The organism is Salinithrix halophila, assembly GCF_042650125.1.
GTDB classification, from domain to species: domain Bacteria; phylum Bacillota; class Bacilli; order Thermoactinomycetales; family DSM-45169; genus Salinithrix; species Salinithrix halophila.
Map to the genome: position 1 here is coordinate 316,871 of NZ_JBHSAP010000009.1, position 15,115 is coordinate 331,985.

At 52.0% G+C, this 15,115-nt stretch carries 17 protein-coding genes; 1 reads left to right on the top strand and 16 read right to left on the bottom strand.

Features of this window, described 5'->3' with window-relative positions; translation table 11 throughout:
* Positions 1-14 precede the first annotated feature (14 nt).
* Positions 15-686 (bottom strand): helix-turn-helix transcriptional regulator, encoded by a 672-nt coding sequence (locus ACFOUO_RS07815; RefSeq protein WP_380703912.1) that lies wholly within the window; start codon positions 684-686, stop codon positions 15-17.
* A gap of 200 nt (positions 687-886) precedes the next feature.
* Here ACFOUO_RS07815 and ACFOUO_RS07820 point away from each other — a divergent pair, with 200 nt between their 5' ends.
* Positions 887-1,810 carry a TIM barrel protein gene (locus ACFOUO_RS07820; RefSeq protein WP_380703914.1) on the top strand — a complete coding sequence of 308 codons (924 nt, stop codon included), beginning with the start codon at positions 887-889 and terminating at the stop codon, positions 1,808-1,810.
* 82 nt (positions 1,811-1,892) lie between these two features.
* Here ACFOUO_RS07820 and glyS read toward each other — a convergent pair whose 3' ends face one another.
* From glyS to ACFOUO_RS07895, 15 genes are all read right to left on the bottom strand, one after another.
* A complete protein-coding gene (glyS, locus tag ACFOUO_RS07825; RefSeq protein WP_380703916.1) occupies positions 1,893-3,983 on the bottom strand; it encodes a glycine--tRNA ligase subunit beta in 2,091 nt (696 codons plus the stop codon).
* Complete coding sequence (glyQ, locus tag ACFOUO_RS07830) at positions 3,976-4,863, bottom strand: glycine--tRNA ligase subunit alpha (protein WP_380703918.1); 888 nt, start codon at positions 4,861-4,863, stop codon at positions 3,976-3,978. Before glyQ ends, glyS begins: the two co-directional genes overlap by 8 nt.
* A gap of 325 nt (positions 4,864-5,188) precedes the next feature.
* Positions 5,189-5,941, bottom strand: coding sequence for a DNA repair protein RecO (gene recO, locus ACFOUO_RS07835; protein WP_380703921.1), 753 nt, complete (start codon positions 5,939-5,941; stop codon positions 5,189-5,191).
* Between the two features lie 12 nt (positions 5,942-5,953).
* Positions 5,954-6,088 carry a YqzL family protein gene (locus ACFOUO_RS07840; RefSeq protein WP_380703923.1) on the bottom strand — a complete coding sequence of 45 codons (135 nt, stop codon included), beginning with the start codon at positions 6,086-6,088 and terminating at the stop codon, positions 5,954-5,956.
* A 122-nt stretch (positions 6,089-6,210) separates the two neighbouring features.
* Positions 6,211-7,125 (bottom strand): GTPase Era, encoded by a 915-nt coding sequence (gene era, locus ACFOUO_RS07845; RefSeq protein ID WP_380703925.1) that lies wholly within the window; start codon positions 7,123-7,125, stop codon positions 6,211-6,213.
* Positions 7,115-7,519: a cytidine deaminase gene (locus ACFOUO_RS07850; protein ID WP_380703927.1), complete on the bottom strand. Its 405-nt coding sequence runs from the start codon at positions 7,517-7,519 to the stop codon at positions 7,115-7,117. Before ACFOUO_RS07850 ends, era begins: the two co-directional genes overlap by 11 nt.
* Before the next feature lie 32 nt (positions 7,520-7,551).
* Positions 7,552-8,250, bottom strand: coding sequence for a DUF502 domain-containing protein (locus ACFOUO_RS07855; protein WP_380703929.1), 699 nt, complete (start codon positions 8,248-8,250; stop codon positions 7,552-7,554).
* Positions 8,251-8,280: 30 nt separating this feature from the next.
* Positions 8,281-8,970 carry a diacylglycerol kinase gene (locus ACFOUO_RS07860; RefSeq protein ID WP_380703931.1) on the bottom strand — a complete coding sequence of 230 codons (690 nt, stop codon included), beginning with the start codon at positions 8,968-8,970 and terminating at the stop codon, positions 8,281-8,283.
* Positions 8,971-8,972: 2 nt separating this feature from the next.
* Positions 8,973-9,446, bottom strand: a complete 474-nt coding sequence (ybeY, locus tag ACFOUO_RS07865) for an rRNA maturation RNase YbeY (protein WP_380703933.1) — start codon at positions 9,444-9,446, stop codon at positions 8,973-8,975.
* Positions 9,443-11,578: an HD family phosphohydrolase gene (locus tag ACFOUO_RS07870; RefSeq protein WP_380703935.1), complete on the bottom strand. Its 2,136-nt coding sequence runs from the start codon at positions 11,576-11,578 to the stop codon at positions 9,443-9,445. The genes ybeY and ACFOUO_RS07870 overlap by 4 nt, the downstream gene beginning before the upstream one ends.
* A gap of 27 nt (positions 11,579-11,605) precedes the next feature.
* Positions 11,606-12,565 (bottom strand): PhoH family protein, encoded by a 960-nt coding sequence (locus ACFOUO_RS07875; RefSeq protein WP_380703937.1) that lies wholly within the window; start codon positions 12,563-12,565, stop codon positions 11,606-11,608.
* A gap of 6 nt (positions 12,566-12,571) precedes the next feature.
* Positions 12,572-13,780 (bottom strand): sporulation protein YqfD, encoded by a 1,209-nt coding sequence (yqfD, locus tag ACFOUO_RS07880; RefSeq protein WP_380703939.1) that lies wholly within the window; start codon positions 13,778-13,780, stop codon positions 12,572-12,574.
* Positions 13,781-13,793: 13 nt separating this feature from the next.
* Positions 13,794-14,072 carry a sporulation protein YqfC gene (yqfC, locus tag ACFOUO_RS07885; protein ID WP_380703941.1) on the bottom strand — a complete coding sequence of 93 codons (279 nt, stop codon included), beginning with the start codon at positions 14,070-14,072 and terminating at the stop codon, positions 13,794-13,796.
* A gap of 207 nt (positions 14,073-14,279) precedes the next feature.
* A complete protein-coding gene (locus ACFOUO_RS07890; RefSeq protein ID WP_380703943.1) occupies positions 14,280-14,486 on the bottom strand; it encodes a small, acid-soluble spore protein, alpha/beta type in 207 nt (68 codons plus the stop codon).
* Positions 14,487-14,631: 145 nt separating this feature from the next.
* Complete coding sequence (locus tag ACFOUO_RS07895; protein ID WP_380703945.1) at positions 14,632-15,099, bottom strand: hypothetical protein; 468 nt, start codon at positions 15,097-15,099, stop codon at positions 14,632-14,634.
* Positions 15,100-15,115 lie beyond the last annotated feature (16 nt).

Consider the following 15,115-nt stretch of genomic DNA (forward strand, 5'->3'; position numbering starts at 1 on the left):
TTCCCTCCCTGGTTCTATACGGCCTCTCCTCCGCCCAGTTCGACGAAGGCTTTGGTGATAGTGGTCTTGGTGATCCGGCCGACAACTTCCACCCCGTCTCCAGATTCGGCATCCTTCACGACCGGAAGCGCATCTACTTGGTTGCGGATTAGTTTACTCGCCGCTTCCAGGAGCGACTCATCCAACTCACAACTGACGATGTTAGGCATCCGAGTCATAATGACACCAACGGGTATGCTGGAGAGATCCCGGGTTCCCATGGAGCTTTTCAGAAGATCTTTACGGGATACCACACCGGTTAGGATCCCTCCTTCCCTAACCACAAAAAGGGTTCCGACGTCTTCCAGAAACATGGTACAAATCGCGTCGTAAACGGAAGTCTCTTCCTGACAGACAACAGGAACCGACTTATACTCTTTCACCGACAATTTACGAAGGTGTTCCCCTAAAAGTTGGTTACCGGTTTTTCCTGAATAAAAGTAACCGACCCGGGGACGGGCATCCAGAAACCCCGACATGGTAAGAATCGCTAGATCCGGCCTCAGTGTGGCCCGTGTCAGGTTTAACTTTTCTGCAATTTGTTCTCCAGTGATTGGACCTTCATCTTTGACAATACGCAGGATCGTTTCCTGGCGCTTAGACAGCTCGATCGGTTGACACCCCCTTGCCCTTCGGCCCCTCTTCAATATGTCATACTTAAGTTAAATATGATTCATATAGTATATACTATATGGCATCGTCCCTTTCCGCAACCCCTTTTTGGGACGTTTTTCGCCTTCAGGACACAAACGGTCCCGGGTGAGGGTGTTCCAGTAAGACTCCAATTGTCAAAGAGACCATTTCTATATAGAATGAATGAAGAGAAGTGAATTGGAGGGTTCCATCCATGCTGTTTTCCAACCCGTTGGCGGCCCAATCCGAAGCGGCAATTCCCCCGCTACACCAACTTGCTGACCAGGGTTTCACCCAAGCGGAGGTCGTCCTCCCCTCCTCCCGCCGTGACAGAGAAAATCTGAAAGATTTGCTCCAAGTAACGGGCATCCGACCGATCGCCTTTCGGGCACCTGCCCATCTAGGCCTGGGAACGGCAGCACCCCTGAACAAGGAGGAATGGACCGGCTGGATGGAGGCAATCGCCCCTCTTTTCAGAGGCAAACACCGGTATCTGATCTGCCACGGCGCAACGGTCACCTTGGGAGAAGTCTTCGAGTATCTGGACGCCCGTCCCCGTGATTTCAATGCTTTACACGATTACAAAACCCAGTATGTCGAGCAGATGATCGAACAACTGGGTCAATTGGAAGAAGCGGCACAGCCTTTCGGGATTCATCTATTGGTGGAAAATGCCCCGATGGGCGGCCCAGAATACTTCGAACCAGGGAAAAACTGGATCCACCCTGCCCTGCGCACTCCACGTCATCTGCTGCGTATCACGGAAGCGACAGGTGTCAAACTATGCTTCGATACGGCTCACGCCCGAATCACATCCAATGTCTTCACTTATATGCACCGATCTCGAAGCCTCTTTGCCGCTTCGACAGAAAAGGAGATCCTCAACGCCACCCGCAGTTGGATCCAGTTTTACGAGCAGGTAAAAGAAAGGACTGCTATCGTCCGCCTCTCCTACTCCGTCAGTTGGGGAGATACACCAGATACATGCCATATCCCCTTCCCGGAAGCGGCCTATGCTGAACTCCTCGATTTCGCGGAACAGATCCCCTCGAAAACCCCGATCGTCCTCCCCTCTGGGGCTCGAGAAGAAACGCTTCCTGCACTGAAATCAGCGTTACACAGACTGAAAAAGCGGTAAAAAAGCCGGCATACTCTGCGGGCTTTTTTGCTTTGTCCAAAAAAAGAGTCCCGACCGATTTGGCCGGGACTCTCTCGTACCTTTATGAAGCAAAAACGATCTGTTTGAAAGCAGCGAAACGACCGACCAGTCCATCGATCTGTTGCAAAAGAGCAAGGCGGTTGTTGCGGATTCCGGGATCCTCAGCCATCACGAGCACATCATCGAAAAAGCGGTGGATGACCGGGGCCAATTTGCCGATCGCCTCAAACATGGCGCGGGCATCATGCTTTGCCTCGGCTTCCTCATAAGCTTCCGCGGCATTACGGATCGAGGCGAGCAATTCCCTCTCCGTCCACGCTTCAAGGAGATCCCGATTCACTTCCAGCCCTGCCTCCCCTTTCTCCGCCAGGTTGGCAGCACGGCTAAATCCTTCTACCACGTGTTTAAAATCATCCTTCTCCACTTCTTCTGCGAGAACACGGGCCTTTTCCAGTACCAGAGAAGGATGAGAGGTGTCCCCGGCGAGCAGGGCATCGATGATATCGTAACGGATCCCCGCCTCCTGAAGAAGGGCTTTCAGGCGCAGGTTAAAGAAGGAAGTCAATTCCTCCTTCACTTCGGAGGCGGGACGGTTCAGCCAGCCGTCCTGCTCCAGTCGCACCAGCGCCAAGTCGATCAAATTAAGGAGGGACACCTCTCTCCAGCCCCGTTCCGCCAGCATGTGAATGACTCCCGAAGCACGGCGGCGCAAACCATAGGGATCCTGTGATCCTGTCGGTTGGATACCGAGACTAAATGCTGAAACGACAGCGTCCAGCTTATCCGACAGGCTGATCAGAGAACCGACTGTCCCCTCGGGCAGCCGGTCACCAGCAAAGCGGGGGTAATGGTGCTCCTGAATCGCGCGTGCCACCTCGACGGATTCGCCAGCCTTTTTTGCATAAACTTCCCCCATCAAACCGGAGAGCTCTGGGAATTCGTCCACCATAAGCGTAGAAAGGTCAAATTTGCAGATTTCTGCGGCACGTTGTACTGTATCCCGTACCCCTTCAGACAGGCCTAAACGATGGGCCAGTTCAGTGGAAAGGGCTTGAATCCGACGCACCTGATCACCGATCGTGCCCAGACCTTCAAAGAAAACGACGTTATCCAGTTTGGCGACGGCAGTGGCAATCGGTACCTTCTGATCCTCTTCGAAGAAGAAGCGGGCATCAGCCAGACGAGCGGAAAGCACTTTCTCGTTTCCTTTCGCTACGGTGGCAAGGGCATGGTCGTCTCCATTACGTACCGTCACGAAATAAGGCAAAAGCTGACCGCCTTCCCCTTCCACCGGGAAATAACGCTGGTGCTCCCGCATCGTGGTGATCAACACGGCAGAGGGCAGTTCCAGATAGGTCTTGTCAAAGGACCCGTAAAGAGCTGTTGGGTACTCTACCAAGTGGGTAACTTCATCCAACAGGTCCTCATCTACAGGGATCCGCCAGCCGTAATCCTCCTCCAACCGGGAGAGTTGGGCGCGGATGGCGGCGCGACGCTCCTCTACATCAGCAACCACATATTGCTCCTTCAATCGTGCCACATACTGATCCGGGGCGGGGATTACTGTGTCCTCACCCAGAAAACGATGGCCGCGGGTAGTATTGTCCGCTGTGACGCCCGCCCATTCAAAATCGATGACTTCCTCCCCGAACAGGCCCACCAACCAACGCACAGGCCGAATAAAACGGGTGCGGCGGCTCCCCCAGCGCATCGCCTTGGGGAAGGAAATGGCACTCAACACATCAGGGATGCTTTCTTTCAGCAATTTGGCAGTCGGTTTTCCTTCCACATGTTTACGGGCGAAAACATAGGTTTCCCCTTTAAATTCTTCCAGGACAAGCTGATCAGGGTTCAACCCCTGTTTCCGGGCGAACCCTTCTGCTGCCTTGGACCAGCTGCCGTCTGCTGCAACAGCGATCCGTTTTGCCGGACCGCGAACCTCTTCTTCTACGTCAGCCTGCCTGTCAGCCACCCCTTTTACTAGAACCGCCAACCTTCTCGGAGTAGCATAGACCTCCGTCGATTGGTAGGTGATTCGGTTATCCTCCAACCAGCGGGTTAATTTTTGTTTCAATTGTTCCAGACCGTCCGCGACGAAACGGGCAGGAACCTCTTCCAAGCCGATTTCTAGGAGCCAATCCCGTTCAGGCATGGTTTTCCCCTCCCTGTTTCAGCATAGGAAACCCGAGGCGTTCTCGTTCTTCGACATAAATCCTTGCACAGCGGCGGGCGAGGCCTCGTACGCGGCCAAGGTAACCCGTTCGCTCCGTCACACTGATGGCCCCCCGGGCGTCCAACAAGTTGAACGTATGGGAGCATTTGAGCACATAATCATAAGCAGCAAAAACTAAGTGCTCGTCCATCGCCCGTTTCGCTTCTTCCTCATACTGGTCAAACCAACGGAACAGTTTGTCCGTATCAGAAACCTCAAAAGAGTACTTGGAATGCTCATATTCCGGTTGTTTAAAGATATCCCCGTAGGTTACCCCTTCCACCCAGGTCAGGTCGTAGATATTCTCCTTGTCTTGAATATAAGAGCCCAGGCGTTCCAACCCATAGGTGATCTCAACGGAAACAGGATCCACTTCGAGCCCCCCCACCTGTTGGAAGTAGGTGAATTGGGTCACTTCCATTCCGTCCAGCCATACTTCCCAGCCAAGACCGGCGGCTCCCATAGCGGGGTTCTCCCAGTTATCCTCTACAAAACGGATATCATGTTCCCTGGCATCGATTCCAAGGGACTTCAGGCTATCGAGATACATTTCCTGAATGTTGTCCGGGGAAGGCTTCATAATCACTTGAAATTGGTGGTGCTGATACACTCGGTTGGGGTTTTCCCCATAACGACCGTCTGCCGGTCGACGGGAAGGTTCTACATAAGCAACGTTCCAGGGCTCTGGCCCGAGACAGCGTAGAAAGGTCATGGGGTTCATCGTCCCGGCTCCTTTTTCCACATCATACGGCTGGGCGAGCACACACCCCTGCCGACTCCAGAATGACTGTAACTGTAAAATAATTTCCTGCATGTTCATCCTTTTTTTCCACCTCCAGAATACAAATAAAAAACCTTCCATCCCTGAAGAAAACAAAACACTTCCATAGGGACGGGAGGTTTCCCGCGGTTCCACCCTATTTGACCGGTCTACACACCGATCCCCTTGTTTGTCATTGGCACTCAGGACTGCCTTTCACCGGATTCCGACACCGGGCTCCCACCACCCCCGACTCGCTGGATACGAAGATTTCGGCTACTTTTTTCCCTCATCGTGCAACCTTATCATTTGAGTTCATCACACTAAGATTACATATACCAAACCGAGAAAGGCTTTGTCAATGTTTTCCCCCGGTACTCCGTATCTAGGAGGATTCCCAATCTTTTTTGAGCCGGTCGAGAAAAGCGCGGGATTTTAGTTTTAATTCCGTGTACTCCTCCAAAAAACGACGGATCACCTGTTCCAGTTGAGATTTGGTCTCTTCTTTGATCTGGACCTGCCCCAATCGGTCCGGGGTGATTCTTTGCAATTGACTGAGGATTCTCGCAGACGCTGGGGAAAGGGGGATTGCCTTCGGATCCCGGGATGCACAATCGTGACAGAGAATTCCCCCTAAGGTAATGCTGAAAGCCAATGGTCCCTTCACACCGCTACAGAAAAGACATCCGTTCAGCCGGGGACGATACCCTGCTGTCTCCAACACTTTCAACTCAAAAATCCGACACAAAATATCGGGGTCCACCCCTTCCTCCAGGTGGTTGAGGGTGGAAAGGAAAAGATCGTACAGTACAGGGGACGGTTCTTTCTCCTCTGTCATCTTATCCAACAATTCTGCTAAATAAGCGGCATAAGCCGTCAGAAACAGATCGGACCGCAGGGGATAGTGGGATTTTATGATATCTGCTTGGGAAAGCGTCGCCATTCCGGAACCGGCAAAGTAAAGAAACTGACCCCATGTAAAGGGCTGGGTGGCAGCACCCAGCCTGCTTTTTGGTTTCTTCGCCCCGCGCGCCATGGCAGGCAATTTTCCTCGCTCCCGGGTGAAGAGGACGACGATTTTGTTACTCTCCCCGTAATCCCTGGTTCGCAAGACCACCCCTTCGGTTTTCACCAACATGGGCCCTCACCCTTACTGTTCAATCTTCTCTTCGGATTTCTCTTCTCTTTCTTCCGACCGGTATAGAACCGATTCCGCGTCCTTAAACAACAAATAGGCGTCGATGTTGCCGGTTACCGCAAAACAATTCCAGGAAAAGCTGCGCACCTTGCCTCATCCTTCCCTCCGCTCAATTGTCATGCCCACATGGGTTAGGATGACCTGGAATCGGTGCGGGTAACCCGATAAACACTGTGATTTGTTTCCACTCATACATTCTGAAAGATGGATTATTGTTCGTCCCGATACCCGAATTGGCGCAGCATGAACTCTTCATTTTGCCAATCCTTTTTTACTTTGACCCACAAATCGAGATAAACCCGGCTGCCGAGAAGGCGTTGAATCTCTTCGCGGGCACGCCTTCCGACTTCTTTCAACATCGATCCCTGTTTGCCGATTAAAATTCCCTTTTGGGAAGAGCGCTCGGTATAAATCGTCGCCCGTACATAAACTGTGTCATCCTCTTCCCTGGTCATCTCTTCCACATTTACTGCCACGGAATGGGGGACTTCTTCCCGGGTCAAATGGAGTACTTTTTCCCGCACCAATTCCCCCACGATAAAGCGCTCCGGATGGTCCGTGACATAATCGGAGGGATAGTAGGCAGGTCCTTCAGGAAGACGATCCTGGATCACGTTGAGAAGGGTGGGGGTATTGTTTCCGTGAAGGGCGGAGATCGGTACCACCTCAGCAAAATGATGGAGCTGCCGGTAGCGGTCGATAAACGGGAGCAATTGATCCGGATGCACCTGATCGATCTTGTTGACCACGAGGAAAACCGGTGTCTTCACATTTTTTAGCTGCTCGATAATAAAGCGATCTCCTGGGCCAAGGCCTTCTTTGGCATCGACCAGGAAAAGGATCACATCCACTTCTTCAAAGGTTTCCCGTGCCGTTTTAACCATCCAGTCTCCCAACCTCGACTTGGGTTTATGGATTCCGGGCGTGTCCAAGAATACGATCTGGGTTTTCTCCGTGGTATAGATCCCTTGAATTTTGTTGCGTGTGGTCTGGGGTTTGTCCGACATAATCGCAATCTTCTGGCCCAACACTTGGTTCAAAAGAGTGGATTTCCCCACATTGGGCCGTCCAATCAGGGCAACGAAGCCAGATTTATAGCCGGTTTTTTCCCTTTCATTCGGCATGATCCAGATCCTCCTTGGTAAAAGCGCCCGGTAGCAAATCATTCACAGCGGTCACCACTGAATCTCCATCCAAGTTACCCAGATAGACCGGCATATCCCCTGGGCAAAGTTCAGCCAACACCTGGCGACAGGCACCACAGGGAGAAACCGGTTCCGCCGTATCAGCTACAATCGCCATCGCTTGAAAATCCTTTCCACCTTCGGATATCGCTTTGAAAAGAGCGGTCCGTTCGGCACAGTTGGTAAGTCCGTAAGAGGCATTTTCCACATTGCAGCCGTGATATACGACCCCTGTTCCTGATAGGAGAGCCGCCCCTACCTTAAATTGTGAGTAAGGAACGTAAGCTCGCTTTCTCGCTTTTTTTGCTTCATCCATCAATTGTTCTTGGTCCATCTTCCATTCCTTTCTTCCCGTTTTTCCTGTTATCAGGGGCGAGAGATGAGTTCCGGTTTTTTCCCCGCTCCGGTAGAATCCGTTGACCCCTTTTTCTCCCAATACGGCACGACCACTCCGCCTGAGATAATGTATTTTAGACCGTCTTCTACCGACATATCCAGAAATATCACATCCACTTGCGGAATCATCACCAACCACCCTGAAGTTGGGTTCGGGGTGGTTGGCAAAAAGATGTTAAGCATCCGTTCTTCTGTACGACATTGGATTTCCCCGTTAGCCTCCCCGGTGTAGAAGCCCAGGGTATACAGCCCCTTGCGTGGATATTCCACCATCACCACTTGCTTGAAACTGGACTTGTCGTGGGCGAAGGCGCTAGTGATCTGTTTCACTGTCGAGTAAATGCTGCGGGCAAGAGGGATCCGGGAAAAAAAGTGCTCTGTATAACGAAAAAGCTGCCTACCAAACAGGCTCCGAGCAAGCATTCCGAACAGGATCAAAAGTCCCAGCGTAAGGATGGTCCCGACACCGGGAATATGGGTGTAAAAGACGACCCCCCCGACATGGAAGGGGAATTCCATTACCCCGACTGCATCGAGAAGCCGGGCGAGGGCCACCCCAAGGGTAGGGTCGATAAAGCCAAAAAGTAGCTTCAATATGTAAACGGTAGCAATAGCGGGAAGCAGTGCGATAAGCCCAAGTATAAGGTACGTTCGAATCCGTTTCAGCATCCCTGTGTACTTTCCCCTTTCGCATGCGCTCTACATCAGTTGAAAGCCGATTACCGCCACCAGGACTCCTAGAATCGCCCCCAGTATAACCGGATTCTTTCGTGTCTTAATTCGAAGGCGCGTTCCCAAAAGAAGAGCGGTAAGAAGAATCACGAGCAATGTCACCAGCAGATTGCCCACCATGATGACAAGGGAGGCAGCAATACAACTGGCGAGGGAAGTCGTCATACTCGGTTCCCAATCATACCGACCGATCCGGTGAAAGAGGCTTTTCATCAGGAGGGTAAGAAAAAAATTGAAGGCGATCAGGGCTGCTAAACCGATGTTAGGGGGATAGGGAGCTCCTTCAAAAGTATGGAAGGAGAGCAGATCCAAATAGGGATAAAAAACGCTCACCCCCACCACCACCGCCATACCTGAACAAAGAAGAACGGCCCCAGCAGCTACATCTTTCGCCACTTTTGCCAGCGGGTGAAACTCCTCCGTCACCATGTCAATAACCGCTTCCACCGCTGTGTTGATCAACTCCGCCACTATCACAAGCAGGATGGTGACGAACAATATCAACACCTCCGCTTTGGTCAGCGGCAAGTAGAGGGAAAGGAGAAGGACTGCCAGAGCAGCAAGGAAGTGAATACGCATGTTCCGCTGGCTGACTAGGGTATATTTCAAACCTTCCAGGGCAAAACGGAAGCTTGCCAAGAGCTTTGATAACCACATGACTACTCCTGCCTCGCAAGGCCGACCCGGGACAATATCTCTTCCTGACGGGAAAACATCGCCCGTTCATCCTCCACTGTTTCATGGTCATAACCAATCAGGTGAAGAAAACCGTGAACCGCGAGAAAACCCAGCTCCCGCTCCAGGGAATGTCCGTATTCCCTTGCCTGCTCCTTGGCGCGGGGGAGAGAAATGACAAGGTCCCCAAGAGGAATCGGCACGCCATTTTCATCATTCCATTCCTCCCCCGCTTCCCATTGGGGAAAGGAGAGGACGTCGGTGGGGCGATCCACTTGGCGAAATTCTCGGTTGAGGCGGTGAATCTCTTCGTCGTCCGTAATAAGGACGGAAACCTCGGCCCCGTTGATTTCCTCGGCTTTCGCTGCGGCATCAAGGGAGCGCTCCACCCATTCCAAAGCGGAAGTATCCGCTGCTTCCGCCTTTATTTGAATGTCCATGTCTACTTGGAGATTCATGCCGGTTTCACTCCTTTCCCCTGAGCGTCCTCAGGGTATTCGATGCGAGAGTGAAAAATGCCCTGTAGGGTTTCACACATCGACCGTGCAATCAAATCCAGTTCCTTTAACGTTAAATCACATTCGTCAAACTGCCCGTCATCCAGTCGATCACGGATGATTTTGCGTACCATCGATCCGACCCGGTCCGGGGTCGGGCGCGACATGGAACGGACAGCGGCTTCAACACTATCCGCAATGCCGACAATGGCTGCCTCCTTAAACTGCGCTTTCGGACCTGGATACCGATAATCCGCTTCCAACACTTGCCCGCCGTCTGCCTGTTCTTTCGCTTTGAAATAGAAAAATTTAAGCAGGGTCGTGCCGTGGTGTTGAGCAGCGATATCGAGAATGGGCGTCGGGATATTGTATTCTTTTAGCATCTCCACTCCGTCCCTCGGATGGGCGATTATAATCGATTTCGATAAGTTAGGGGAGATCCGGTCGTGGGGATTCTCTGCTTGCATCTGGTTTTCAATGAAGAACTGGGGCCGTTTCATCTTCCCTACATCGTGATAGTAGGAGCCAACCCGAGCAAGCAAGCCGTCTGCTCCGACAGCTTCAGCCGCCGATTCGGCCAAGTTCCCAACCATAATGGAGTGGTGGTAGGTCCCCGGCGTCTGGATGAGCAGCTTTCGCAAAAGGGGATGATTGGGATTGGAAAGTTCTAAGAGCCGAAGCGGAGAAAGCATGTCGAATAAAGCTTCGATATGCTGAAGAAAGCCAATCGTTAAAACCGCTGAGAAAAGCCCACTCGCCGCCCCAAACCCCAAAGACTGCAGGAGCACCATCCCGTTTCCATCGACCGGAACAAGGGCGTAAAGAGAGGCAATAGCGGCCATGCTGGCTACGGAAGCGATCAGTCCGGCTCGAAGGATAGACAACCGGTTGCGAACGCCTGCCAAGGCATATGCCCCTGCACAACTGCTGACAAGGGCGACAAATCCATAACGAAAATCGAAGAGAAGGTGGTTTTCCGCATTGAAAAACATCCCCGCCGATAGGCTGAACAAAACCCCGCACCAAAGAGCGAGAGGGAGACCGAGAAGCAAAGTCAACAACATGGTACCAAGGGCCGCTGGGGCCAAATAACCGACTGTGCTCCATTCCAAATTTTGCCCAAGGCTAACCACCTTCATCCCGATCATGGTCAGAAGGAAAACTGCGAGCAACATCACCGTCTTGACGTTATCCTTGTGTACAGCAGGTTGGAAACGCCGAACAAAGAGGTATAGCATCATCATCATCAGAATGATCAAGAGCAGCAGGCCGAGATGGGGCCAGGGATTGATCCGGTTTTTTAAAAACCCGAGTTCTTCCAGCTGTCGAACCTGCTCCTCGGTCAGTATTTCACCGGCGACCACAATGGCCTCTCCTTTGTTGATCGGGATCGGGTCGACGCTTTCCATCGCCGCTTCTTTTAGTTTCTTTGTCCGTTCTTTATCATAAAGTTTATTCGGTACGATCATTTCACGGGTGATCTCCCGTACGACAAAGCGGGCATTTTTACCAAGAGAAGAGGTGACCAAGGCACGATCCACCCGATCCTGCTGCTTTTCCAACTCATCGCTGCGGACCCCTTCAGACAGGATATCTTGTAAAATCTCCCGGCTGATCACGCGCATTTCCGTCACTTCATCCACTTTGACACGGGAAAGTCTCTGATAGAACTCACCGGTCAAGTTCGTGGGAAGACGATCTTTCAAGTTGGAAATTCGTTCCTTGTCCGACAGGGAGTCGTCAGAGAGGTTGCGCCGAATATCGGCGTAAAAGCCGTCCAGCCGTTTTAGCTGTCGCTCTGCCAGCCGGTCATCCACTCGATATTGCCGACCGACACTGTCGGCGGCTTTCTCACGGGCTTCTTCCGTTGCTGCCTGATCCACTTTGGTAACTGGCGAAGTAATGGTTTCCTTGCTGATAGAACCAGGAGTAAGGTTGTATTGCTGCGGCAATACATGATCCATCAGGAGGAGATAACAAAGGAACCCGAGACCGGCGTAAAGAAGAACCCGGATCCACCCGCTTTCTTTCCAGTGGGCGGGAAACCGGATCCATTTTCGCCATGAATCCCGGGATTGTTCCGAATCTATCATCGAGACCGACTCCTTGCGAGGAGGAATTTAATCCGCCTGGGCGTAGGCGTCAATCACTTTTTGAACCAACGTATGGCGGACGACGTCCGCTTGGGTCAGATGGACAAATTGAATATCCTCCACGGGCGAAAGCAAACGTTCTGCCTCTTTCAAGCCGGACTGCTTTCCCTTGGGCAAGTCCACTTGGGTCACATCGCCAGTGACAACCATCTTGGACCCAAAGCCCAACCGGGTGAGGAACATTTTCATCTGTTCATTCGTCGTGTTCTGGGCTTCATCGAGGATGACGAACGAATCCTCCAGCGTTCGGCCCCTCATGTAAGCCAGCGGGGCTACTTCGATCATCCCTCGCTCCATCAGTTTGTTCACCTGCTCAACGCCGAGCATGGCATAGAGACTGTCATAGAGGGGACGCAGGTAGGGGTCCACCTTTTCCTGCAGATCTCCGGGAAGGAAGCCAAGACTTTCCCCCGCCTCAACGGCTGGCCGAGTCAGCACAATTCGTTTTACTTGGTGGGCCTTGAGGGCGGTCACAGCCAACACCACCGCGAGAAAAGTCTTTCCCGTGCCAGCAGGCCCGATCCCGAAAACGATATCCGACTTTTTAATGGCGCTGACATAATGCCGCTGGCCCAGGGTTTTTACTCGAATCGGCTTTCCTTTCAAAGTGACACCGATCTGTTCATCATACAGTTCCAAAAGTTCGTCGGCCAGCCCATCCCGTGCCAGCCGTTCAGCGTATACGACATCTCTCTCCGTAAGCGTGATCCCCCGCCTTACCAAGTTCAGAAGCACTCGAAACAAGTGGTTAAGTACCTCTAGCTCTTCGGGAGCGCCGGTAATGGCAACCTCTTCCCCACGGGAGACGATCTTGGCAGGGGTGCGTTCCTCGATCATTCTCAAATAACCATCCTGCGGACCGAACAAGGCTAATGCCTCACTCGCGTCCCGCAACCGGATTTTAATCGTATGCTCCTGATGTGACAAATTAGCTCATTCTCCTTGAAGAATCGGTTGTGGGCTGGCGATGTCTTCCACGACGTCAAAATGAATCTTTAACACAACTTTACCATTGTCCCGACGCGGGTGCAAAATTTTTTCCTCCAGGATCCTCCCGTGTTCACCCAGGCGTGCCAGTAGATCTTCCCGTGCCCGGGAACGCCCGATTGCGATCGCTTCTCGAACCGACAACTTCTGCTTCACCCATGTCATTTCCATTCGTTCTTCCTCCACCCAACCAAAGGGAAGACGCCAGTCCCGTGCACGCAGGGCGTGAACCCGCTGGATCCGTTCCACTTGGCGATAGGTGTCGGGGTAGAGAAATGGAAGTCGGATCACCCTTGACGCTAAGTAAGGATAGTATGCCCTTTCCCGGTTTCCGGTGTACACTTTTCTTTTCTGAATCAGGGGAACGGATACTTCCGATTCATACCAAACTTCTCCCAGAACGCTTCCCTTTGCCCCGACCAATTTCCCTTCCTTCGGGTTTTCCGGATCTCCATATCTCCCTGACACCAATAACTGCCCTTTTTTTACAACATCGTTCACTTCCACCACGGGGCGGCCCCTTTCCACCCGCAGATCGTAGATAAGACCAGCCCGCTTCGCCACCAAGTTGATGGGGCCTTTTTCTCCTGATTTTTCTCCTTCTTCCACCCGTTTTTTTTCAACGACCGTCACAATCGCACGGGTTCCCTCTATGCGAAATCCGGCCCAGGATAAATGGGGCATCTGTTGAGTCAGCCGATATTGGATCTGGAGGTTGTCAGGCATTCGACTTTTCAATTGCCCGACAAAAACCCCTTCTTTTTTCAGCACAGACAGAATTTCTGCTGTCGGCACCGTTTCGTTCCCCTCCACTTCTACCGACCAGACCATCGAAGTAAGGGAGAATATCAAGATAACAAATAAAACCATCCCCCAGACGAAAAAGCGGCGGCGTTTTATCCGTGCCAACCAAAAAGGAAGACCTTGTTTATTTAAGATCCGCATTTTACTTCCTGTTTCCCGAAGGATGGGGCGCAGCCGCCAGTAGTCGGGAATGGCGATCGTGAGACGGATGCGTGTTGGGGCTACCCTAACGATCTGGCTGATATCCATCCCGACCCCTGTCGCACGATTGATGAATTCAGCAAGTCTATTACCGGTCAACTCGATGCGGAGATTTCCTTTGATCGTTTGCGGCCAATTCTTTTGCTGCAACGCATCTCTCTCCTTAATCCAGGTACTTCACCTCGGAGACAGTCCCGCCAATCCATATTTCTCCGGGGTAAATCGCCTGAATGACCAGTTTGTTTCCCGCGATCCGCAAAGTACCTTGGGAGGTACGCATCCGGATCTCCGTTTCGGAAAACATCTCCACCCCTTGATGGTTTTCCACATGAACCCGGTAGGGGCCAACAATCAGAATACGAGGAACATTGGCAGCGACATCCCTTGGAATGTCCAGCCAGTCCGAAGCTATTTTCCGCACTCGGTTTCCGATATTCCGCATGGGAACGAGCCCTCCATCTTCTTGACTAACTTTATGCATCGTTGTCCCATTTTATGAAAGAAGCTCAAACAAACCACGCCTTTGATAAACATACATCAGGAAAGTGTATGTAAAAGGCATGGATGACATGAAACAGCCGAACAAAAAGGAAAGGCGATGCAGATTTAACCTGCATCGCTCGTTCACCATATGACTATGGGCTATGGGTTACTGCTGCTGTTGACCGGATTGCTGTTGCTGGGCTTGACGAACCAAACGTTTGGTGATCTCGCCGCCGACAGAGCCGTTGGCCCGAGCGGTGCTGGATTCACCCAGCTGAACCCCGAATTCGGAAGCGATCTCTTCCTTGTACTGGTTGAGAACCGCGGCAGATTGAGGAACCAAGAGACGATTGCTGCTACGGGAACGCGCCATGTTTTTCACCTCCCCTTGTATCCATAGTGTGAACGGTTGACAGAAAAGCATGTTACGAACTTGTTTCCAAGGGAACAGGTGGGAGGGATCTTTCATCCTTCACCGATAAAAAACAGCTGCCTTTTCGGCAGCTGTTTAAGCCTCGTCATCGAACGCCTTTTCCGCGACGTCGGGAACGAGGCGGATCGAGGACCTCTTTCATAATGATTGCTCGTTTCCACCCGGCTCGGGGCAGATCCGCCAGAGGGGATCTTTTTTTGTTTTTGGGCGGTTTGAGTGTTGTCTGCATCGACCGTTTCATGAGATCCGGGTCAAGCCGACGAGCTGAGTCCTCTGGAATTTCTGGTCTTTCTTCAATCTGCTTTTTGGCATCGGTCACAGCTCGCCCTTCTCCCATCTTCCCCTTCCTGTCGAAGGGATTTGTTTCTTTTTCATCATCCTCCCCGCCGAATACGTCCCAGGGATTTTCCCAGGGCTGTTTCTTCCCAGGATTGGCGGGGCGGCCACCGGAGTTCTTCTGGTCTTTAAAGGCCTTTAACAACATGGAACCCAGAAACAGGATGATCGGTATCAAGAAACCCACGTTCTCAGATAACAGGTCCAATAATTTCACTCCGGCACCTCCTCCC

What these genes read in the sequence shown, in the direction of transcription:
- ACFOUO_RS07820 (WP_380703914.1), top strand. Translation starts at nt 887, where the DNA reads ATGCTGTTTTCCAACCCGTTGGCGGCCCAATCCGAAGCGGCAATTCCC.
- glyS (WP_380703916.1), bottom strand. Translation starts at nt 3,983, where the DNA reads ATGCCTGAACGGGATTGGCTCCTAGAAATCGGCTTGGAAGAGGTTCCT.
- glyQ (WP_380703918.1), bottom strand. Translation starts at nt 4,863, where the DNA reads ATGAACATGCAGGAAATTATTTTACAGTTACAGTCATTCTGGAGTCGG.
- recO (WP_380703921.1), bottom strand. Translation starts at nt 5,941, where the DNA reads ATGTTGGTGAAAACCGAAGGGGTGGTCTTGCGAACCAGGGATTACGGG.
- era (WP_380703925.1), bottom strand. Translation starts at nt 7,125, where the DNA reads ATGCCGAATGAAAGGGAAAAAACCGGCTATAAATCTGGCTTCGTTGCC.
- ACFOUO_RS07850 (WP_380703927.1), bottom strand. Translation starts at nt 7,519, where the DNA reads ATGGACCAAGAACAATTGATGGATGAAGCAAAAAAAGCGAGAAAGCGA.
- ACFOUO_RS07855 (WP_380703929.1), bottom strand. Translation starts at nt 8,250, where the DNA reads ATGCTGAAACGGATTCGAACGTACCTTATACTTGGGCTTATCGCACTG.
- ACFOUO_RS07860 (WP_380703931.1), bottom strand. Translation starts at nt 8,970, where the DNA reads ATGTGGTTATCAAAGCTCTTGGCAAGCTTCCGTTTTGCCCTGGAAGGT.
- ybeY (WP_380703933.1), bottom strand. Translation starts at nt 9,446, where the DNA reads ATGAATCTCCAAGTAGACATGGACATTCAAATAAAGGCGGAAGCAGCG.
- ACFOUO_RS07870 (WP_380703935.1), bottom strand. Translation starts at nt 11,578, where the DNA reads ATGATAGATTCGGAACAATCCCGGGATTCATGGCGAAAATGGATCCGG.
- yqfC (WP_380703941.1), bottom strand. Translation starts at nt 14,072, where the DNA reads ATGCGGAATATCGGAAACCGAGTGCGGAAAATAGCTTCGGACTGGCTG.
- ACFOUO_RS07890 (WP_380703943.1), bottom strand. Translation starts at nt 14,486, where the DNA reads ATGGCGCGTTCCCGTAGCAGCAATCGTCTCTTGGTTCCTCAATCTGCC.